Source organism: Streptomyces sp. NPDC053076, assembly GCF_044546845.1.
Lineage (GTDB): Bacteria > Actinomycetota > Actinomycetes > Streptomycetales > Streptomycetaceae > Streptomyces.
On sequence record NZ_JBITZL010000005.1, the window covers coordinates 540,492 to 560,938 of the forward strand.

At 73.0% G+C, this 20,447-nt stretch carries 16 protein-coding genes and 2 pseudogenes; 6 read left to right on the forward strand and 12 right to left on the reverse strand.

Annotation, left to right across the window (positions count from 1 at the left end; all coding sequences use genetic code 11):
- Positions 1–5 precede the first annotated feature (5 nt).
- Complete coding sequence (locus ACIGYR_RS23795) at positions 6–1,673, reverse strand: CTP synthase (RefSeq protein WP_391844911.1); 1,668 nt, start codon at positions 1,671–1,673, stop codon at positions 6–8.
- A gap of 539 nt (positions 1,674–2,212) precedes the next feature.
- Here ACIGYR_RS23795 and ACIGYR_RS23800 point away from each other — a divergent pair.
- The 3 genes from ACIGYR_RS23800 to ACIGYR_RS23810 all read left to right on the forward strand — a co-directional run bounded on the left by ACIGYR_RS23800 (position 2,213) and on the right by ACIGYR_RS23810 (position 7,302).
- The gene (locus tag ACIGYR_RS23800) at positions 2,213–4,015 is read left to right on the forward strand and encodes a glycoside hydrolase family 15 protein (RefSeq protein WP_391844909.1); all 1,803 of its coding nucleotides are present in this window, start codon (positions 2,213–2,215) and stop codon (positions 4,013–4,015) included.
- A 213-nt stretch (positions 4,016–4,228) separates the two neighbouring features.
- Positions 4,229–5,611, forward strand: coding sequence for an FAD-binding protein (locus ACIGYR_RS23805; protein WP_399601311.1), 1,383 nt, complete (start codon positions 4,229–4,231; stop codon positions 5,609–5,611).
- A gap of 44 nt (positions 5,612–5,655) precedes the next feature.
- Entirely contained in the window at positions 5,656–7,302 is a 1,647-nt protein-coding gene (locus tag ACIGYR_RS23810) for a PucR family transcriptional regulator (RefSeq protein ID WP_399601314.1), read from the forward strand.
- Here the strand turns inward: ACIGYR_RS23810 and ACIGYR_RS23815 are convergent.
- From ACIGYR_RS23815 to ACIGYR_RS23840, 6 genes and pseudogenes are all read right to left on the reverse strand, one after another.
- Positions 7,299–8,435, reverse strand: coding sequence for a glycosyltransferase family 4 protein (locus tag ACIGYR_RS23815; RefSeq protein ID WP_399601317.1), 1,137 nt, complete (start codon positions 8,433–8,435; stop codon positions 7,299–7,301). The two genes, ACIGYR_RS23810 and ACIGYR_RS23815, sit on opposite strands and share 4 nt — an antisense overlap.
- 265 nt (positions 8,436–8,700) lie before the next feature.
- A pseudogene (locus ACIGYR_RS23820) lies at positions 8,701–8,998 on the reverse strand (hypothetical protein); the annotation flags it as partial.
- A 300-nt stretch (positions 8,999–9,298) separates the two neighbouring features.
- The gene (gene recN, locus ACIGYR_RS23825) at positions 9,299–11,041 is read right to left on the reverse strand and encodes a DNA repair protein RecN (protein WP_399601320.1); all 1,743 of its coding nucleotides are present in this window, start codon (positions 11,039–11,041) and stop codon (positions 9,299–9,301) included.
- A gap of 274 nt (positions 11,042–11,315) precedes the next feature.
- Positions 11,316–12,221: an NAD kinase gene (locus ACIGYR_RS23830; protein ID WP_039651641.1), complete on the reverse strand. Its 906-nt coding sequence runs from the start codon at positions 12,219–12,221 to the stop codon at positions 11,316–11,318.
- Positions 12,218–13,033, reverse strand: coding sequence for a TlyA family RNA methyltransferase (locus ACIGYR_RS23835; RefSeq protein ID WP_399601323.1), 816 nt, complete (start codon positions 13,031–13,033; stop codon positions 12,218–12,220). Before ACIGYR_RS23835 ends, ACIGYR_RS23830 begins: the two co-directional genes overlap by 4 nt.
- Positions 13,034–13,040: 7 nt before the next feature.
- Positions 13,041–13,316 (reverse strand): hypothetical protein, encoded by a 276-nt coding sequence (locus ACIGYR_RS23840; protein WP_399601326.1) that lies wholly within the window; start codon positions 13,314–13,316, stop codon positions 13,041–13,043.
- Positions 13,317–13,358: 42 nt separating this feature from the next.
- Here ACIGYR_RS23840 and ACIGYR_RS23845 point away from each other — a divergent pair, with 42 nt between their 5' ends.
- Positions 13,359–13,706, forward strand: a complete 348-nt coding sequence (locus ACIGYR_RS23845) for a sterol-binding protein (RefSeq protein ID WP_399601328.1) — start codon at positions 13,359–13,361, stop codon at positions 13,704–13,706.
- A 10-nt stretch (positions 13,707–13,716) separates the two neighbouring features.
- Here ACIGYR_RS23845 and ACIGYR_RS23850 read toward each other — a convergent pair whose 3' ends face one another.
- The 4 genes from ACIGYR_RS23850 to ACIGYR_RS23865 form a co-directional block, all read right to left on the reverse strand.
- Entirely contained in the window at positions 13,717–14,562 is an 846-nt protein-coding gene (locus ACIGYR_RS23850) for an ABC transporter ATP-binding protein (protein ID WP_391844140.1), read from the reverse strand.
- Positions 14,559–15,605, reverse strand: coding sequence for a FecCD family ABC transporter permease (locus ACIGYR_RS23855; protein ID WP_399601331.1), 1,047 nt, complete (start codon positions 15,603–15,605; stop codon positions 14,559–14,561). Before ACIGYR_RS23855 ends, ACIGYR_RS23850 begins: the two co-directional genes overlap by 4 nt.
- Positions 15,602–16,645 carry a FecCD family ABC transporter permease gene (locus tag ACIGYR_RS23860; RefSeq protein WP_399601334.1) on the reverse strand — a complete coding sequence of 348 codons (1,044 nt, stop codon included), beginning with the start codon at positions 16,643–16,645 and terminating at the stop codon, positions 15,602–15,604. Before ACIGYR_RS23860 ends, ACIGYR_RS23855 begins: the two co-directional genes overlap by 4 nt.
- A gap of 90 nt (positions 16,646–16,735) precedes the next feature.
- A complete protein-coding gene (locus ACIGYR_RS23865) occupies positions 16,736–17,764 on the reverse strand; it encodes an HAD hydrolase-like protein (RefSeq protein WP_399601336.1) in 1,029 nt (342 codons plus the stop codon).
- 74 nt (positions 17,765–17,838) lie between these two features.
- Between ACIGYR_RS23865 and ACIGYR_RS23870 the strand changes: the two genes are divergently transcribed.
- Entirely contained in the window at positions 17,839–19,122 is a 1,284-nt protein-coding gene (locus ACIGYR_RS23870) for a DUF1015 domain-containing protein (RefSeq protein ID WP_399601339.1), read from the forward strand.
- Between the two features lie 62 nt (positions 19,123–19,184).
- Here the strand turns inward: ACIGYR_RS23870 and ACIGYR_RS23875 are convergent, their stop codons facing one another.
- Entirely contained in the window at positions 19,185–19,979 is a 795-nt protein-coding gene (locus ACIGYR_RS23875) for a hypothetical protein (protein WP_399601375.1), read from the reverse strand.
- A gap of 129 nt (positions 19,980–20,108) precedes the next feature.
- On the opposite strand from ACIGYR_RS23875, the pseudogene ACIGYR_RS23880 reads away from it, so the two are divergent.
- Positions 20,109–20,447: pseudogene (locus ACIGYR_RS23880) on the forward strand (hypothetical protein); the annotation flags it as partial.

A 20,447-nucleotide genomic window follows, 5' to 3' on the forward strand; every position in this document is an offset into this window, starting at 1 on the left:
GTGTGTTACTTGGAATTCTTCCGCTCGACCGATGCCTTCACGAGGCCGGCGAAGAGCGGGTTCGCACGGGTCGGACGCGAGCGCAGCTCGGGGTGCGCCTGCGTGGCGACGAGGTACGGGTGGACGTCACGCGGGTACTCCACGTACTCCACGAGCTTGCCGTCCGGCGAGGTGCCGGAGAAGAGGATGCCGGCCTTCTTCTCCAGCTCCGCGCGGTAGGCGTTGTTGACCTCGTAGCGGTGCCGGTGGCGCTCCTCGACGTACTCCTTGCCGTCGTAGACCTCACGGACGATGGAGCCCTCGGCGAGCTTGGCCGGGTACATGCCCAGGCGCATCGTTCCGCCCATGTCACCCTCGCCGGCGACGATGTCGAGCTGCTCGGCCATGGTGGAGATCACCGGGTGGCCCGTCGCCGGGTCGAACTCGGTGGAGTTGGCGTCCGGGATGTCGGCCAGGTTGCGCGCGGCCTCGATCACGATGCACTGCAGGCCCAGGCACAGGCCCAGCAGCGGGATCTTGTTCTCGCGGGCGTAGCGGATGGCGCCGACCTTGCCCAGCACACCGCGGTCGCCGAAGCCGCCGGGGATGCAGATGCCGTCGACGTCGCCGAGCTGGGCCTTGGCACCGGCCGGGGTCTTGCAGTCGTCGGAGGTGACCCACTTGATCTTCACGCGGGCGCGGTTGGCGAACCCGCCGGCCCGCAGCGCCTCGGTGACCGACAGGTAGGCGTCGGGCAGGTCGATGTACTTGCCGACCAGGGCGAGGGTGACCTCGTGGTCGGGGTTGTGGACGCGGTCCAGCAGGTCGTCCCAGGTCGTCCAGTCCACGTCGCGGAAGGGCAGGTCGAGCTTGCGCACGACGTAGGCGTCCAGGCCCTCGGTGTGCACGACCTTCGGGATGTCGTAGATGGAGCGGGCGTCGGGGCAGGCCACCACGGCCGCCTCGTCGACGTCGCACATCAGGGAGATCTTCCGCTTGATCGCGGTGGGAACCTCGCGGTCGCAGCGCAGCACGATCGCGTCCGGCTGGATACCGATGTTGCGCAGGGCGGCCACCGAGTGCTGGGTGGGCTTGGTCTTCAGCTCGCCGGAGGGGCCGATGTACGGCAGGAGCGAGATGTGCACCACGAAGACGTTGTCCCGGCCGACCTCGTGGCGGACCTGACGGACGGTCTCCAGGAACGGCAGCGACTCGATGTCGCCGACCGTGCCGCCGACCTCGGTGATGACGACGTCGACCTCGTCCGTCGCCATACGGCGGATACGGTGCTTGATCTCGTTGGTGATGTGCGGGATGACCTGCACCGTGTCGCCCAGGTACTCGCCGCGGCGCTCCTTGGCGATCACCGTCGAGTACACCTGGCCGGTGGTGACGTTGGCCGAGCCGTCCAGGTCGCGGTCGAGGAAGCGCTCGTAGTGGCCGATGTCCAGGTCGGTCTCGGCGCCGTCGTTGGTGACGAACACCTCACCGTGCTGGAAGGGGTTCATCGTGCCGGGGTCGACGTTCAGGTACGGGTCGAGCTTCTGCATCACGACACGCAGGCCGCGGGCCTTGAGCAGCATGCCCAGGCTGGAGGCGGTCAGACCCTTGCCGAGCGAGGAGGCGACGCCCCCGGTGACGAAGATGTGCTTGGTCGTCGTGGCTGTGCTCGATCGAAAAGCGTGGGGCTGCATGGCCAAGAGGGGGCTCCCGTGGTCGCTGTCTGTGATGCGGGGCGGCTGATGATCCGGCGGTTTCCGGAGGTGCCGTCGCTGCGGTTCGGGGGTTTGTCTCCCACCGGTCCACGGGCTACCAGCGTATCAGCGCCTGGACGGGATGGCTTCCGGCCACGCTCCGCACTCGCCCGGGCACTACGTGGCCCCACATGTGTCGCTCGTGTTTCTTCCGCCACCACGCGGACACACGGTCACCACTCGCGCTCACTCGTTCGGCCCACACCGGTTGCCCGGAGCGGCACGCAGATCATCTACGTGCGTCGTATCCTGCTCGGACACTCGCTGCCGAGCCCGGCCGGAACGACGGCACACCCCCGCCTGCACCACCCGGAACAACGAGAGCGCGGCAGTTCGTTGAGCAAAGACTGTCGTTTTGCCTCATGGCTCGGCGGGCTGCTTTGCTTCACCGCTCAACGACGCACAACAACGACCCCTTGACCGCACTAGCGACAGCCCCCCTGTGCGGGGGTGACGTGGCCGTTCGACTGGAGTTGCACGTGGCCGGGCGCATCGAAGACTACGCACTCATCGGAGACATGCAGACCGCGGCGCTGGTCTGCCGGGATGGCACGGTGGACTGGCTGTGCCTGCCCCGCTTCGACTCGCATGCCATCTTCGCCGGCCTGCTGGGCACCGAGGAGCACGGCTTCTGGCGGCTCGGCCCCGCGCACGCCGCCGACTCCGAGCCACCCACGGCCACCCGGCGGGGCTACCGCGGCGACTCCCTGATCCTGGAGTCGGAGTGGGACACCCCGCGCGGCACCGTTCGCGTGACCGATTTCATGCCCCCGCGTGACGGCGCCCCGCAGCTGATCCGGATCGTGGAGGGCGTCACCGGCCGGGTACCGATGCGCTCGGCCCTGCGGATGCGGTTCTCCTACGGCCGGGTGGTGCCGTGGGTGCACCGGCACGAGGGCCGCACGGTGGCCGTCGCCGGGCCGGACTCGGTGTGGTTCGACACGGAGGCCGAGACCTACGGGAAGTCGCTGACGACGTACGCGGACTTCACGGTCGCTCCGGGTGACCGGATCGCCTTCACGATCTCGTGGCAGCCCTCGCACAAGGAGCCGCCGCCGCTGCCGGAGCCGGAGACCTCGCTGGAGGCCACGGAGGACTTCTGGCGCGAGTGGGTCGAGCACTGTACGTACCACGGGCCGTACCGCGAAGCGGTGGTCCGTTCGCTGATCACCCTCAAAGCGCTGACGTATGCCCCCACGGGCGGCATCGTGGCGGCCCCCACCACCTCCCTGCCGGAGGACATCGGGGGTGTGCGCAACTGGGACTACCGCTACACCTGGCTGCGGGACGCGGCGATCACGCTGTCGTCGCTGCTGCGCACGGGCTACCGCGAGGAGGCCCGCGCCTGGCGCGAGTGGCTGCTGCGGGCGGTGGCCGGTGACCCGGAGAACCTGCAGATCATGTATGGCATCGCGGGTGAGCGCGAGCTGGGCGAGGCGGAGCTGGACTGGCTGCCGGGCTACGAGGACTCCGCCCCGGTCCGGGTCGGCAACGGCGCCGCCCACCAGCTCCAGCTGGACGTGTACGGCGAGGTCACCGAGGCCCTGCACCTGGGCCACATGACGGGCCTGGCACGCAACGACTACGCCTCCCTGCTCCAGCTGAAGCTGATCCGCTACCTGGAGGACCACTGGCAGGAGCCGGACGAGGGCATCTGGGAGGTGCGCGGCCCGCGCCGGCACTTCGTGCACTCCAAGGTGATGGCCTGGGTCGCGGTGGACCGCACGATCAAGCTGATCGAGTCCGGGGACGCGGACGGCCCGCTGGAGCGCTGGCGCGAGCTGCGCGACGACATCCACCGGGACGTGTGCGAGAAGGGGTACGACAAGGAGCGCAACACCTTCACCCAGTCGTACGGCTCCCAGGAGCTGGACGCCTCGCTGCTGCTCATCCCCCAGATGGGCTTCCTTCCCCCGGACGACAAGCGGGTGATCGGCACGATCGAGGCGATCCAGCGGGAGCTGTCGACCTCGGACGGGTTCATCCTGCGTTACCCGACGGAGGGCGACCACGCGGGCGTCGACGGCCTGCCGGGCGACGAGGGCGCCTTCCTGGCCTGTTCCTTCTGGATGGCGGACGACCTGGCGATGATCGGCCGGGTGGACGAGGCCCGCAAGCTGTTCGAGAAGCTTCTCGTGCTGCGCAACGACCTCGGCCTGCTCGCCGAGGAATGGGACCCGCGCCTGAAGCGCCAGGTGGGCAACTTCCCGCAGGCGTTCAGCCACGTCCCGCTGATCGACACCGCCCTGCGGCTGACCGCCTCGGGGGCGTACGGCGGCTAGCGCTCCGCCGGGGCCGCGCGGGGCGGCGATCGTCCGGCGCCGCGCGGCGCGGCGATCGTCCGGCGCCGCGCGGCGCGGCGATCGTCCGGGGCCGCGCGGGGCGACGGTCGTCCGCGGGCCCGTCGTGGCCGGACGCGCCGTCCCCGCGCCCCCCCTCGGGGCGCCGGCTCCCCGCGTAGGCTGGATACCCCATTTCCCGGAACGGGGGCGGCCATGGCTTCCCTGTCGAAGGCGGGCGCGGCCCTCGCCGCGCTCCGCGAGGACCTGGTCGGCGATGTGTTCGCCCCGGGGGACCCGGGCTACGACGAGGCTCGTACGGTCTTCAACGCCATGATCGACCGTCGGCCGGCGGTGATCGCTCAGTGCGCGCAGGTGACCGATGTGGTGCGGGCCGTGCGCTTCGGCCGGGAGCTGGACCTGCATATCGCGGTCCGCGGCGGCGGGCACGGCGTGGCCGGTACGGCGCTGGGGGACGGCGCGCTCGTGGTGGACCTGCGCCGGATGCACCACGTGACCGTGGACCCGGCTGCCGAGGCGGTCCGGGTCGAGGGCGGCGCGACCATGAGCCATCTCGACCGGGCCACCGAGCCGTACGGCCTCGCGACCACCGGCGGCCGGGCCTCCACCACCGGAGTCGGCGGCTTCGTCCTCGGCGGCGGCACCGGCTGGCTGGACCGCGCCTTCGGCCTTGCCGTCGACAACCTCCTCGGCATCGAACTGGTGACCGCCGACGCCGAGCGGGTGCACGCGAACGCCGACGACAACCCCGAGCTGTTCTGGGCGCTGCACGGCGGTGGCGGCAACTTCGGCGTCGCCACCGCGCTCACCCTGCGGCTGCACGAGCTGCCGGAGTTCTCGATCGCCCTGCTGCTGTACCCGCCGCGGCTGGGACCGGACGTGGTCCGCGTCTTCCGTGAGATCGTCCAGGGCGGCCCCGACGAACTGGGCGGCGCCGTGCTGTATCTGACCGGCCCGCCCGTGCGGTTCGTCCCCCCGGAACTGGTGGGCAAGCTGGTGTGCGCCGCGGTGCTGACCTACGCGGGCGGCGAGAGGGGCCTGCGCGGGCTCGCCGCGCCGCTGCTGGCGCTGCCGCACGAGGCCGAGGTCGTCGGCGCGATGCCGTACACCGACGTCCAGTGCATGCTGGACGTTCCCACCGGCCTGCGGAACCACTGGTCGGCGGAGTACGTGAGGGGTCTGCCCGACGAGCTGGTGGAGGTCTTCTGCACCCGGGCGGCGAGCATGCCCGTCCCCACCGGCTCCCAGCATGTGCTGTTCCCGCAGGGCGGCGCGATCGCCGGCGGTCCGCACGAGTACCCGGTGCCGTACCGGGACGCGCCGTGGGCGATGCATCCCTTCGCCGTCTGGCACGACCCGGCCGACGACGAGCGGGCGATCGCCTGGGTGCGGGACGCGTGCACCGGCGCCCGGCCGTGGAGCACGGGCGCCGTCTACCTCAACTTCATCGGCGAGGAGGGCCCCGAACGGGTCCGGGCGGGCCTGGGCGAGGGGAACCTGCTGCGGCTGGAGAAGGTGAAGCGGGCCTATGACCCCGACAACGTGTTCCGCTTCAACCACAACATCCGTCCGGTGTAGCGCGAAGCTGTCGTGTGGGCGTTTGCGCAGGTAGCGTCCGCTGCATGGACAGCCGTACGGACCACCGATCCGACACCCAGGGCGCGGGCATCACCGTGCAGCGGGCCCTGGAGCTGCCGGGCCTGCGCAGTGGGCTGCCGGAGATCCTGGCGGGCGCCGACCGGCTCGGCCGCACCGTCCGCTGGGTGCACGCGGGCGAGGTCCCGAACATCGCCTCGCTACTCAAGGGCGGCGAGCTGCTGCTCACCACCGGCTACGGCCTCGGCACCCGTCCGGCCGAGCAGCGCGCGTTCGTCCGCACCCTGGCCGAGCGGGGTATCGCCGCCCTGGTGGTGGAGCTGGGCCCGCGCTTCGCCCGGCTGCCCGCTGCCCTGGTGGACACGGCACGGTCGGCCGGCCTGCCGCTGGTCCAGCTGCACCGCGAGGTGCCGTTCGTCACGGTGACCGAGGAGATCCACACCGAGATCGTCAACGGTCACTACGCCCTGCTCCAGCGCGCGGAGGAGGTGCACCGGCGCTGCACCGAGGCCCTGCTGGGCGGCGGTGGGGTGCCGCAGGTGCTGGGCATCCTCGCCGGCTTCTGCGGCAATCCGGTGTTCCTGGAGACGGCCGACGGCCGGCTGCTGTACGCGGCCGGGGAAGGGCCCGAGGGGGCCGACCCGCTCCAGGTGTGGGAGGGGCTGCGCGGCCCGCACAAGGAGGCGCCGCCGCCCGCGGGCTCCGTGCTGGTGGACGTGCCCGGCGGCGGCCCCGGTACGGCGGGCTCGGTGCGCGCCCGCCTGGTCCTGCTGCCGGTCCGCGCACCGCTGGCCCCGGTGCACCGGATCGCCGCCGAGCGGGCCGCGGGCATCCTGGCCGTGGTGCTGATGCAGGCCCGGCAGGAGGAGGAGCTGGCGGCGCGCGGGCGCGGTGACTTCCTCACCGATCTCGCCGAGGGCCGCATCGCGGCGGGGGACGCCCCGGCGCAGGCCCGGGTCCTCGGCTTCAAGCCCGGCGACAGTCCGCTGCTGCCGGTGGTGATGCGGATCGGGGACACCCTCTCCCCCGGCGGGGGCTGGGCGGTACTGGCCCGGGCGGTCTCGGAGGAGCTGGCCGCGGTGGGCGTGCCCGTGCTGCTGGGGGTGCGGCCGGTGGAGGGCCGGGTCCTGGTGCTGCTGGGGCTGCGCTCGGAGTCGGAGCGGGCGGCGGTCGCGGACCGGGTGGCGGCAGCACTGCGGGCCGGGGTGGACCGGGCCGGGATGCGGCGGCCCGGCTCCCCGCCCCCGGTGGTGGTCGTCGCCGCGGCGGGCGGCTGGGCGGCGGCCTCGGCGGGGCTGCGGCACGCGGCGGAGACGGCGACGGCGGCCCAGGGCCTGACCGACCGGCCCTGGTACGACGCCCGGCGCCTCGACATCGACCTGCTGCTGTGGCGGCTGCGCGACCATCCGGACCTGGCGGCCTTCGTGGACCGCGCGATCGGCCCGCTGCGCGACCACGACCACCGCTCCAAGCCGCCGCTGCTGCCGACCCTGGAGACGTATCTCGCGCACGCCGGCCGCAAGGCGGAGACGGCCCGCGAACTGCACCTCAACCGCCAGACGCTGTACAACCGCCTTGCCCGCATCGGCGAGTTGCTGGGCACCGACCTCGACGATCCCCAGACGGTCCTTGCCCTGAGCCTGGCCCTGCGCGCCCGCCGCCACGTCCTCTAAGGCAGCGGCCGGGGCTGGGTCAACTCGTCGTACACGCTGAGCACCTGGGCGACGGTCTCGTCCTCCGTCGGCCAGCTCGCGGCCTGCCGCAGTCCGCGCTCCCGCAGCAGCGCGCATCGCTCCGGGTCCGCGAGCAGCCGCACGACCGCATCGGCGAGCGCCACCGGATCGCCGTACGGGACCAGTTGGGCCGCGTCGCCGACGAGGTCCGGGACGCCGCCGACCTGGGTCGCGACGAGCGGCACGCGCGCGTGCAACGCCTCCTGCGCGAGGACGGACCGCGACTCCCGACTGCTCGTCAGGAGCGCCAGGTCGGCGGCGGCGAGCAGCTCGGCCACGTCCTCGCGGCGCCCGATGAGCCGCACCGGCAGTTCCTCGTCCTCGATCCGCCGCTGAAGCACCGGCCGCAGCGGCCCCTCCCCCGCGATCACCACCAGCGGCACCGGGTCCAGGTCCCGCCAGCGGCGCGCCGCGTCGAGCAGGACGTCGTAGCCGCGGTGGCGGTCCAGGGAGCCGACCGCGATGAGCAACGGGCGGCCGGTGGCACCGAGTTCGGCCCGGACCTTGGGGCGTTGCCGGTCGGGGTCGTTCAGGACGACGGGCCGCCGCTGCCCCGGCAGGCCGACGGCCGCGAGCCGGGCGTCCCGGGCCCCCGTCAGCCTGGCCCGCTCCACCAGGTCCGAGCTGGTGCCGAGGACCACGGCCGCCGTCCGCACCACACGCCGCTCCAGCACGCGCAGCAGATGCCCGCGCGGCCCCTCCGCCTGCGCCCGGTTGTGCCAGGTGACCACCAGCGGGGTGGTGCGCCCGCTGAGCGCGAGCACCGTCCGGAAGGAGGCGTGCAGCCCGTGCGCGTGCACCAGGTCGGCGTTGGCGCAGGCCGTGCGGAGCGCGGCCACGGAGACGGGGTCGCTGCTGCGGGGCACGTGCACATGGTCGGCGCCGGACCCGGTGAAGTCGTAGACGCGGTCGGCCTCCATGGGGGCGCACACCGTGACCCGCACGCCCCTCGCCACCAGCCCCTCGGCCAGCGAACGCACATGCGCGCTGCTGCCGGCGTTGCCTCCGCCCAGCACCTGCACGGTGCGCAGCGGCGACTGGCCGTGCGGTGCGTTGCTGCTCAGGGGGCTCACGGGCCTGCGCTCCTGGTTCGGCGTGGGCGGTCACGAGGAAACGTACAGAAGGTAGCGGGCTCGGAGGGGCGGAAAGACGTACCCCGCGCGCCTCCCGGGCGGACCGTGTTCCCTCAAGCATGCCAGGGTGAACGGCCGTTACGGGAAATCCGGAGGGCGCACAGTGCGGCGGGCCGGGGCAATGCGCCGGAGCACGTCACCCACACGGGTGAGGAAACCCCGGCACGCCGACCCTGATGCGGCAGCGTCCGGCGAGGTCAGACGGTCACAGGGAGCGCGCCCACGCGGTGACCCGGTCTCCGTGCACGGCGGCGGCCACGACGGCGGCGGCGTGCACGAGCAGCCCCGGGCGCCGGTTCCCCGCCACGACGGCCGCCCCCAGCGCGGCACCGAGGGGCGTGCGCCCCCGTGTCCCCGATCATGGCGCGCTCGCCGAGGTCCTCGCGCAGCACGGCCGCCGCACCGCCCACCGCGACGGCGGCCAGCCCCCCGCCCGGTCCTTTCCGCAACAGCCCCGGCACCCCGACCGCGAGCACCACGCCGAGCACCCTGCCCGGCCGTACGCGTTCAGGCAGTGGGGCAGCATCGCAAGGCGGAGGAGGGCGTCGTAGCGGAGCCATGGCAACCGGCGACAACGCGGCGAGGCGCGGTGCCAGGGCCCGCGAGCCCGGCGTGGTCCGAACGAGGCCCTAGTGCTGTGGCCGGAAAGGTTTGCCGGAAAGCTCGCGGCGTCCGGTGCGGTGCATCGCAAGGCGGAGCATCACCCGCGTACTGGATGTACTCGGGTGATGCGACAACGCTGCGAGGTGCCGTGCCGGGCGCCGCGAGCCGGTGAACCTTTCCGGTCACAGCACTAGATGCCGCTAGAGATCCGCCCGCGCCGTCGCCAGCAGTTCCTCCGCGTGTGCGCGGGCCGTTTCGGAGTCCTCCTGACCGGCCAGCATGCGGGACAGTTCGCGGATGCGTTCCTCGCCCTCCAGCACCTTCACGCCGGAGCGCGTGACCGACCCGTCGCTGGTCTTCTCCACCAGCAGCTGACGGTCGGCGAACGCGGCGACCTGGGGCAGGTGGGTGACCACGACGACCTGCGCGGTCTTGGCGAGCTTCGCCAGGCGCCGGCCGATCTCGACCGCCGCCTTGCCGCCGACACCGGCGTCGACCTCGTCGAAGAGATACGTCGGCACGGGGTCCGTCCCCGCGAACACGACCTCGACGGCGAGCATCACCCGGGACAGTTCACCGCCGGAAGCGCCCTTGGCGATGGGCCGCGGCGGGGCACCCGGGTGCGGGGCGAGGAGCAGTTCGACCTCGTCCACGCCCGACGGGCCGTAGGCGACCGGACGGCCGCCGACCTCGACGCCCTCAGGGTCCTCGGTCTGCCGGATGTCGAAGGACACACGCGCGTGGGGCATCGCCAGCGAGGCCAGCTCGGCGGTCACCGCCGCGGCGAACCGCTCGGCGGCCTCGGTCCGCGCGTCCGTCAGCGCCTGCGCGAGACCGCCCAGTTCGGTGCGCAGCGCGTCCCGCTCGGCGGTCAGCTCCCCGGTCCGCTCGTCGTCGCCGTCCAGCTCGGTGAGCCGGGCGGCGCCCTGCTCGGCCCACGCGAGGACGGCGTTCACGTCGGCACCGTACTTGCGGGTCAACGCGGTCAGCGCGGCCCGGCGCTCCTCCACGGCGGCCAGCCGCAGCGGGTCGGCGTCGAGATCGTCGGCGTATCCCGCCAGCTCGCCCGCCACGTCACCGAGCAGGATGCCGATCTCGCCGATCCGGTCGGTGAGCGCGGCCAGCGCCGGATCGTGCGACCGCACGGCCTCCAGGGCCCGCTGGGCGCCCGCGACGAGCGTGGCGGCGTCGATCCCCTCGGGGTCCTCGGGGTTGCCCGCGAGCGCGGCGTGCGCGGCCGTCGCGGCGGACGACAGCGCCTCGGCGTGCCCCAGCCGCTCGGCCTCCTCGGCCAGCTCCACGTCCTCGCCGGGCCGGGGCTCCACGGCGGCGATCTCGTCGAGCCCGTACCGCAGCATGTCGGCTTCCTGCGCCCGCTCACGCGCGCGCGTGGTGATCTCCTCCAGCTCGGCGGAGACGGCCCGCAGCCGCTTGTACGCGCCCGTGTACTTGTCGAGCGGCACGGCGACGGCGTCGCCGGCGTACCGGTCCAGCGCCTGCCGCTGCCGGGACAGCTTCAGCAGCCCCTGCTGGTCTGTCTGCCCGTGCACGGCAACCAGGTCGTCGGCCAGCTCGGCGAGCAGCCCGACGGGCACGCTGCGCCCGCCCAGATGCGCCCGGGAGCGGCCCTCGGCGGAGACGGTGCGGCTGATCAGCAGGGCCCCGTCGTCCAGCTCGGCCCCGGCCTCTTCGGCGCGTACGACGGCGGCGGCGCCGGAGGGTACGGCGACCCGTCCCTCGACGACCGCCTTCTCGGCCCCGATCCGCACGAGCCCCGGGTCCGCCCGGCCACCGAGCAGCAGCCCGAGGCTGGTGACCACCATGGTCTTGCCCGCACCCGTCTCACCGGTGACGGCGGTGAACCCCGGCGACAGCTCGACGACGGCATCGTCGATGACCCCGAGCGACCGTATCCGCATCTCCTCCAACACGGAACAGACCATACGAGGTCCGGGGCGGGGAGCGCACATGGCCCGCCCATGTCACTCCGGAGAGTGGCCGTGCCTGAGGGGCGCGGGGAGCCGCGCGAGCGACCCCGAGGAGACCCGCAGCCCCGCTCCCGGAGCCACCGGTCCCCACGGTCGGCCAATGCGGCGCTTCCCCGCCGGCCGGTGGCGGGCAACGCGAACAGTCATGCGGCGCTCCCCGCGACCCGGTGGCGGGCAACACGAACAGTCATGCGGCGCTCCCGCCAGCCGGTGGCGGGCAACGCGCACGCTAATGCGGTGCTCCCCGCCAGCCGGTGGTGGGCAACGCGAACTTCGCCACCAACCGGTCCGTGAACGACGAATGGTGCAGCCGGGCCAGCCGCACCGGCACGGCCCCCCGCCGCACCTCCACCCGCGCCCCCGGCGGCAGCTCGACCGTCCGCCGCCCGTCGCACCACAGCACCCCCGGCGGGATGTGCGGCAGCACCTCCACCGCGAGCACCGAGTCCGGCGAGGTGACCAGCGGCTTGGCGAACAGCGCATGCGCGCTGATCGGCACCATCAGCAGCGCCTCCACCTCCGGCCAGACCACCGGTCCCCCGGCGGAGAAGGCGTACGCCGTGGATCCGGTGGGCGTGGAGAGGACGACCCCGTCGCAGCCGAAGCCCGTCACCGGCCGCCCGTCGATCTCCAGCACGACCTCCAGCAGCTTCTCGGCACCGGCCTTCTGCACGGCCGCCTCGTTCAGGGCCCAGTCGGTGTGCACGATGTCGCCGTTGCGGTGCACGACGACGTCGACGGTCATCCGCTCCTCGACCTCGTACGACCGGGCCACCACCCGGTCCACCACCCGATCGAGGTCGTCCCGCTCGGCCTCCGCGAGGAAGCCCACGCGCCCGAGGTTGACGCCGAGCATCGGCACCCCGGAGGCCCGCGCGAACTCGGCGCCGCGCAGCAGCGTGCCGTCGCCGCCCAGCACGATCAGCAGCTCGCACCCGTCCAGGCACTGCGGGGTCGCCTCCTTGACGAGGGCCACCTCGTCCGGGAGCGGCAGGTCGCGTGCCTCCTCCTCCAGCACCCGCACGCCGATGCCATGCCGCAGCAGGCCCTTGACGACGAGTTCCGCGCTGCGGATCGCCGCGGGCCGCCCGGTGTGGGCGAGCAGGAAAACAGTACGCGCCAGGTTCTGTGTCAACGCGGCCCCTCCGCCACTGCACGTTCGACGTCGGCCGGGTCCACCTTGGGTGCCCCCGCCCGCAGCCAGAGAAAGTACTCGACGTTCCCCGAGGGCCCGGGCAGCGGACTGGCGGTGACCCCTCGCACCCCGAGCCCCAGCTCCCACGCCTTCTCGGCCACTCCCCGCACGGCCTCCGCCCGCAGCTGCGGACTCCGTACGACACCTCCGCTGCCGAGCCGCTCCTTCCCCACCTCGAACTGCGGTTTGACCATCATCACCAGATCGGCGTCCGGCGTCACGCACCGCTTCAGGGCGGGCAGCACCAGCCCGAGCGGGATGAAGGACAGATCGCCCACGACAAGATCCACAGGTTCCCCATCGATCGCCTCAAGCGTCAACTCGCGTACGTTCGTACGGTCCTTGACGGTGACGCGTTCATCGTTCCGGAGAGACCAGGCGAGCTGTCCGTAGCCGACGTCCACCGCGACGACGTGGGCGGCGCCCGCGCGCAGCAGGACGTCGGTGAAGCCGCCGGTGGACGCGCCGGCGTCCAGGGCGCGCCGGCCCTCGACGACGAGCCCCTGCGGCACGAAGGCCGCCAGCGCGCCGGCCAGCTTGTGGCCGCCCCGGGAGACGTAGTCGGGATCACCGTCGTCGGCCTGGACGACGATCGCCGCCGCCGTCTCCACCTGGGTGGCCGGCTTGGTCGCGACGGTCTTGCCGACGGTCACCCGTCCGGCGACGATCAGCTGGCTGGCGTGCTCGCGTGAGCGGGCGAGCTTCCGGCGGACCAGCTCCGCGTCCAGACGGCGGCGTGCGACTCCTGCCACGTTCGGTTCAGCTCCTGTTCCCGTGCTGTGCTGGGGGCGCCGGAGGTCCCGGGCGGGCGTCGAGCGCGGTGAGCGCGTCGCGCAGCCCCCTGTGTACATCCTCGTACACCTCGATGTGTCCGTCGGTGGCGAGGTGGTCGGCGTCGGCCAGCCGCTCCAGCTGCGCGTCCACCTCGGCGTTGCCGGTGGGGGTGCGCGGGACGTGCAGGGGGGCCGGGGCGGCGGAGTCGTACGCGGACTCGGCCACGGCTTCGGCGGGGGGCTCGGACACGGACTCGCTCATGCCCAGACGCTACCGCGAACCGCTGGGGTACCGTCGTGGGCGATGGCCACGATGAAGGAGTGCCGCGCCGCACTGGGCAAGCTCTCGGACAACATGCAGGGCGCCGAGGGCGACGTCCGCGCGGCTGCCGCCCTGGACCGCTCGGTGAGTTGCCACATCACGGACCTGGACGTCACCTTCGTCGGCCGGATGACCGGCGGCCGGATCGAGGTGGACGAGACCCACCCCGGCCCACCCCGCGAGAAGGCGCGGATCCGGCTCGCCCTGGCCGGGGACGACCTGGTGGCCCTGGTGGACGGCGGGCTGAACTTCGCGACCGCCTGGGGCTCGGGCCGGGTCAAGCTGGAGGCGAGCCTGCTGGACCTGTTCCGGCTCAGGAAACTGCTGTAGGGGCGCCTGGTCAGGCGGCCGTGGCCCGCTCCGCCCGGGACTTGCGCGCGGCCGGCACCACCAGTGGGGTCCCCGTCTCCGGGTCGTCGATGACCTGACAACGCAGCCCGAACACCTCCTCGACCAACTCGGCCGTGACGATGTCGTTCGGGGCGCCCTCGGCGATCACCGTGCCGCCGCGCAGGGCGATGAGGTGGGTGGCGTAGCGGGCGGCGTGGTTGAGGTCGTGCAGGACCGCGACCAGGGTGCGGCCCTGGGTCTCGTGCAGCTCGGCGCACAGGTCGAGGACGTCGATCTGGTGCTGGATGTCCAGATAGGTGGTCGGCTCGTCCAGGAGCAGCAACGGGGTCTGCTGGGCCAGCGCCATGGCGATCCACACGCGCTGCCGCTGCCCGCCGGACAGTTCGTCCACGTACCGCTCGGCCAGCTCGGCGACCCCGGTCTGCCGCATCGACTCCTGGACGACCCGCTCGTCCTCCGCCGACCACTGCCGCAACAGGCCCTGGTGCGGGTAGCGGCCCCGGCCGACGAGGTCGGCGACCGTGATGCCGTCGGGCGCGATGGACGACTGCGGCAGCAGGCCGAGGGTCCGCGCGACCTTCTTCGCGGGCATCGACTGGATGGCCTCCCCGTCGAGCAGCACCCGGCCCCGGCTGGGCTTGAGCATCCGCGACAGCGCCCGCAGCAGCGTCGACTTGCCGCACGCGTTCGGCCCGACGATCACCGTGAAGGAGTTGTCGGGAATCTCCACCGACAGCTGCTCGGCGATGACGCGCTGGTCGTAGGCGAGGGTGACGTTCTCGGCGGAGAGGCGGTTCACAGTGCTCCTCAGGGTGTTCATGTTCATGCCGCTCATATCCGGCCGGCCCGGCGCTCGGCGACCAGCAGCCACAGCAGGTAGGCGCCGCCGAGGACGCCGGTGACCACGCCGACGGGCAGCTGATCGGTGCCGAAGGCGCGCTGCGACGCCCAGTCGGCGGCGACCAGCAGGGCCGCGCCCATGCAGAGGGAGGGCACCAGGTTGGGCCCCGGCGAGCGGGTCAGGCGGCGGGCGAGCTGCGGCGCGGTCAGCGCGACGAAGCTGACGGGGCCCGCGGCGGCCGTGGCCGCGGCGGTGAGCAGTACGGCGGAGACCATGAGCAGGAGCCGGACCCGCTGCACGCGCACCCCGAGCGCGTTCGCGATGTCGTCGCCCATCTCCGTCATCCGCAGGCCGCGGGCGTGGGCGAGGACCAGCGGGAGCAGGACGGCGCACAGTCCGAGCAGCGGCCAGACCTGGTCCCAGTCCCGCCCGTTGAGCGAGCCGGTCATCCACACCACCGCACGGGTCGCGTCGACCAGGTCGGCCTTGGTGAGCAGATAGCCGTTGACCGCCGTCATGATCGCGTTGACGCCGATACCGACCAGTACCAGCCGGTATCCGTGCACGCCCTGCTTCCAGGCGAGCACATAGATGGCGAGACCGGTCGCCAGGCCACCGACCAGTGCGCCCACGGTCACCTGGGCGGCGCCGCCGGACATCAGCACGATCACGATCAGCGCGCCGGCCGTCGAGCCCTGCGAGAGGCCGAGCACGTCCGGGCTGCCGAGCGGATTGCGGGAGACGGACTGGAACAGCGCGCCGCCGAGGCCGAGCGAGGCACCGGCCAGCAGGCCGACCAGGACCCGCGGCAGCCTCAGTTCGTTGACGATGAAGTCCTGGTAGGCGCTGCCGTTCCCGGCGAGTGTCCGCAGCACGTCGGCCGCCGGGATCTTCGCGTCGCCGGTGCCGATCAGCGCCACACCGGCGGCACAGGCGGCGGCCAGCAGCAGGACGACGACGATCAGGGCACGCGGGTCCAGGCGCAGGGAAAGCCCGCCGGGAGTACGTACGGCACGGCTCGTGGAGTGGGTCTTCACAGCTGGGCCGTCCTCCGCCGTCGTACGAGAAAGATGAAGACCGGCCCGCCGATGATCGCGGTGACGATGCCGACCTGAAGCTCGGCGGGGCGGGCCACGACCCGGCCGACGACATCGGCGCCGAGCAGCAGCACGGGCGCCAGGACCGTGGCGTACGGCAGGATCCAGCGCAGGTCGGGACCGGTGAAGGAGCGCACGGCGTGCGGCACCATCAGGCCGACGAAGACGATCGGGCCGCAGGCGGCGGTCGCGGCACCGCTCAGCACCACGGCGGCCAGCATGGCCAGCGCCCGGGTGCGGTCGAGGTTCGCGCCGAGGGCGCGGGCGGTGTCGTCGCCCATCTCCACGGCGTTGAGCGGCCGGGCCAGCGCGAGCGCGAGGACCGTGCCGACCGCGAGGAACGGCAGGACCTGCGTGATGGTCGAGTAGCCGGCCGACACCAGCGAACCCACGGTCCAGAAGCGCATCTTGCCCAGGGCCGCGCCGTCCATGATCATCACTGCCTGGAGGTAGCCGTACAGGGCCGCGCTGATCGCCGTGCCGGCGAGCGCGAGCCGCACCGGGGTGGCGCCCCGGCTCCCGCCGAGGAACCACACCAGCGCGCCGACCGCCGAGGCGCCGAGGAACGCGAACCACACATAGCCGGTGAGGCTGGTGACGCCGAAGTAGGTGATGGCCGTGACGACGGCGGCCGAGGCGCCCGCGTTGATGCCGAGCAGACCGGGGTCGGCCAGCGGGTTGCGGGTCAGCGCCTGGAGCACCGCGCCCGAGAGCCCGAGCGCGGCTCCGACCAGCAGGCCGAGGATCGTGCGCGAGAGCCGCTCGTCCACGACCACGTCGCCGTAGGTCCCGGTGTCCTGGAACAGTCCGTGCCAGACCTGGTCGAGCGACAGTCCTTTCGCCCCGATCGCGATGCTCGCCAGAGCGACGAGCACCAGGAGCACGACCGAGAGCAGGAGCCCAACGCCCCTGACCGCCTGGCGGGTTGGGGGCGCGGGGGCGGTCTTCGCGCGCTGTTCCGGGGGACTGTCGACCAACACGAGGTTAGGTTAGCCTACCCTCGCACTGATCTCGATCCCCGGTGTCCGTGCACCTCGGCCCGGTCCCGTTCGCGGGCCGCCGCGGAGGCGTCAGAATCCCAGTCTGGCCAGTGCCTTCTGCCCCTCCAGCGCGCAAGAGCCGTCCCCCGCCGCCGTCCAGGCCGCCGCGCACAGCGCGCGCAGCCCGTCCAGCGCCTCGCCGTCACCCGCCAGCTCCAGCCGGTCGGTCGCGGCCGTCGCCGTCCAGCCACCGCATGCGAAGCCATCACCCTCCTGGGTGACTTCCGGCTGCCCGGTGAGCAGCCCGCGCAGATCCGCGTCCACATACGTCGGCCGGTGCCGCGGCGGTGCGGCCAGCAGCTGTGCCCCGTCGGTGACACCGGTCAGCACCAGCAGCGAGTCGACCCCGCCGTTGAACGCGCCCTCGATGTCCGTGTCCAGCCGGTCCCCGACCACCAGCGGACGCTCGGCACCGGTCCGGATGATCGTCTCGCGGTGCATCGGGGGCAGCGGCTTGCCCGCGACCTGCGGCTCGGCGCCGGTCGCGATCCGTACGACCTCCACGGCCGCCCCGTTGCCCGGCGCGATGCCCCGCCCGCTCGGGATCGTCAGATCGGTGTTGGACGCGAACCACGGCACACCCCGCCGGATGGCGTACGACGCCTCCGCGAACCGTCCCCAGGGCAGATCGGGCCCGCCGTAGCCCTGCACGACCGCCGCCGGGTCGTCGTCGGCGGACTCCACCGGCGTGAGACCGCGCTCGCGCAACGCCACCCGCAGCCCCTCCCCGCCGATCACCAGCACCCGCGCCCCGGCCGGCACCTGCTCGCCGATCAGCCGCGCGACGGCCTGCGCGGAGGTGATGACATCCTCCGCGCCCGCCGGTATGCCCAGCTCCGTCAGGTGTCCGGCCACCGCGTCCGGGGTCCGCAGCGCGTTGTTGGTGACGTACGCGAGACGCATACCGCCCGTCCGGGCGACCTCCAGCGAGTCGACCGCGTGGGCGATCGCGCTCCCACCCGCGTACACCACCCCGTCCAGGTCGAGCAGCGCCGTGTCGTACGCCTCGTTCAGGGGCTGCCCACTGCCCTCGGGCCTCGTCCTGACTCGCTGGCTCATGTCCACATCGCTCCTCGTTCACTCGCCTTTCCCCCGATCATCCCCCACGGCACTGACAGACGTACGATGCCGGGATGGACACAGCAGGTCACCCGGAGGCGACGCCGCCCCGCGGCCTGGAACTCACCCCGTTCCGCGGCCTCCGTTACGACCCCGACCGGGTCGGCAGCCTCGCCTCTGTCACTTCTCCTCCCTACGACGTCGTCGTACGGCCCGACGGCCTGCATCACCTCCAGTCGGCCGACCCCCACAACATCGTGCGGCTGATCCTGCCCCAGGCCGGTACCCCGAGTGCCCGCACCGAGCAGGCCGCCGACACCCTCCGCCGCTGGCTGGACGAAGGCATCCTCACCGCCGACCCGGAGCCCTGCCTGTACGTGTACGAGCAACGGGACGGTGACGGCATGCTCCAGCGCGGGGTCATCGGCACCCTGCGGGTCTCGGAGCCGGGAGAGGGTGTGGTGCTGCCGCACGAGGACGTCATGCCGCCCGTGGTCGCCGACCGGGCCGCCCTGATGCGCGCCACACGCGCGAACCTCGAACCGCTGCTGCTGACGTACCGGGGCGACGGCACGGCCGCGGAGGTCGTCGAACGCACCGCGGAGAAGCCTGCGCTGCTTGCCACGACCACCGAGGACGGCTTCCGGCACCGCCTGTGGTCCATCACCGACCCGGACGACCTGGCCCGCGTGCAGACCGACCTCGCCGGCCGCCAGGCCCTGATCGCCGACGGCCACCACCGCTGGGCCACGTACCGGCGGCTGCGCGCGGAACACCCCTCGCCCAGCCCCTGGGACTACGGCCTGGTCCTGCTGGTGGACACCGCCCGCTATCCGCTGCGCGTGCGGGCCATCCACCGCCTGCTGCACGGTCTGCCGGTCGCCGACGCGCTGAGGGCGGTGGAGGGTCTGTTCCGGGTACGGCACCTCGACGTTCCTCTGGCGGACGCCCTGACGGCCCTGGGGGAGGCGTGCCGGGCGGGCAACTCCTTCCTGCTGGCCGGCGACGGCGCCTTCCACCTGCTCGACCGCCCCGACCCGGACCTGCTCGCCCGCACGATTCCGGCGGACCGCCCGGCCGCCTGGCGCTCCCTGGACGCCACGGTCCTGCACGCCACGCTGCTCGAGCACGTCTGGCACATCCCGGAGGACTCCCCGGCCCACATCGCCTACATACACCACACGGCCGCGACGGTGGAGAAGGCGGAGCGCGACGGCGGTACGGCGGTCCTGATGCACCCGGTCCGCGAGGAGGTCGTGCGCGATCTGGCCCGGCAGGGCGTGACGATGCCCCGCAAGTCGACGTCGTTCGGCCCGAAACCGGCCTCGGGGCTGGTGCTGCGGGCGCTGGAGATCTGAGCCGACCGCACACGAAAGAGGGCAGGCTCCGTCGGAGCCTGCCCTCTTTCCGGTGACTGGGGTCAGTCCTTGTCGCCGTCCTCCAGCGAGGCGTCCACGGCCTCGCCGGCGTCATCGACGTCGTCGGCCTTGTCGATCTCGGCCTCGGCCTCGGCCTCGGCCTCGTCGGTTCCGTCCTCGACGAGGGCGTCGACGAACTCCACGCCGTCCAGCTCGGCGAGCCGGTCGGAGGCGTCGGTGCTGCCGTCCCGGTCGGCCTCGACGGCCTTCGCGAACCACTCCCGTGCCTCACGCTCCCGGCCGGCGGCCAGCAGGGCGTCGGCGTAGGCGTAGCGCAGGCGCGCGGTCCACGGCTGCACCGAGTTGGAGGCCAGCTCCGGACTCTGCAGGGTCACGATGGCCGCTTCCAGCTGGCCCATGTCACGCCGGGCACCGGCGGCGACGAGCCGCATCTCGACCTGACCGGCCTTGTCCAGCTTGTGCACCTCCGGGGCGCCGGCCATGTCCAGCGCCTTCTCCGGCCGCCCGAGCCCGCGCTCGCAGTCGGCCATCACCGGCCACAGCTCCACGCTGCCGGTCATCCGCCGGGCGGCCCGGAACTCGCCGAGGGCCTCGTTGAACTTCTGGTTCGCGTACGCGGCGAACCCGGCGGCCTCGCGTACGGCGGCCACGCGGGACGCCAGGCGCAGGGCCACCTTGGAGTAGCCGTAGGCGCCCTCGGGGTCCTCGTCGATCAGCCGGGCGACCATCACCAGGTTCCTGGCGACGTCCTCCGCGAGCGTCTTGGGCAGGCTCTGCAGTTCCTGCCGGACGTCCTTGTCGATCTCGTCGCCGGTGACGTCCTGCGGGATCGGCAGCCGCTTGATCGGCTCCCGGTCCCGGTCGCGCTCATCGCGGAACCGGCTGCCACCACGGTGGTCGTCACGCCGGTCGTCACGCCCTCGGAAGCCACCCGGCCGACCGCCGCGGTCGTCCCGGCGGGGCCCATGGCCACCTCGGTCGTCCCGGCCCCGGAAGCCACCCCGCTCACCACGGCTGTCGTCCCGCCGGAAGCCGCCCCGGTCATCGCTCCGGCGGTCGTCACGCCGGTCGTCACGGCGGAAGGGAGGACGGTCGTCACGGCGGTCGTCACGACGGTCGTCGCGGCGGAAGCCACCACGGTCATCGCTCCGGCGGTCATCGCGACGGTCGTCACGGCGGAAGGCAGGACGGTCATCGCGGCGGTCGTCACGGCGGTCGTCGCGGCGGAAGCCGCGGTCACCACGGTCGTCCCGGCGGGGCCCGCGGTCCCGGTCGTCACGCTGGAACGCCGGACGCGAACCACG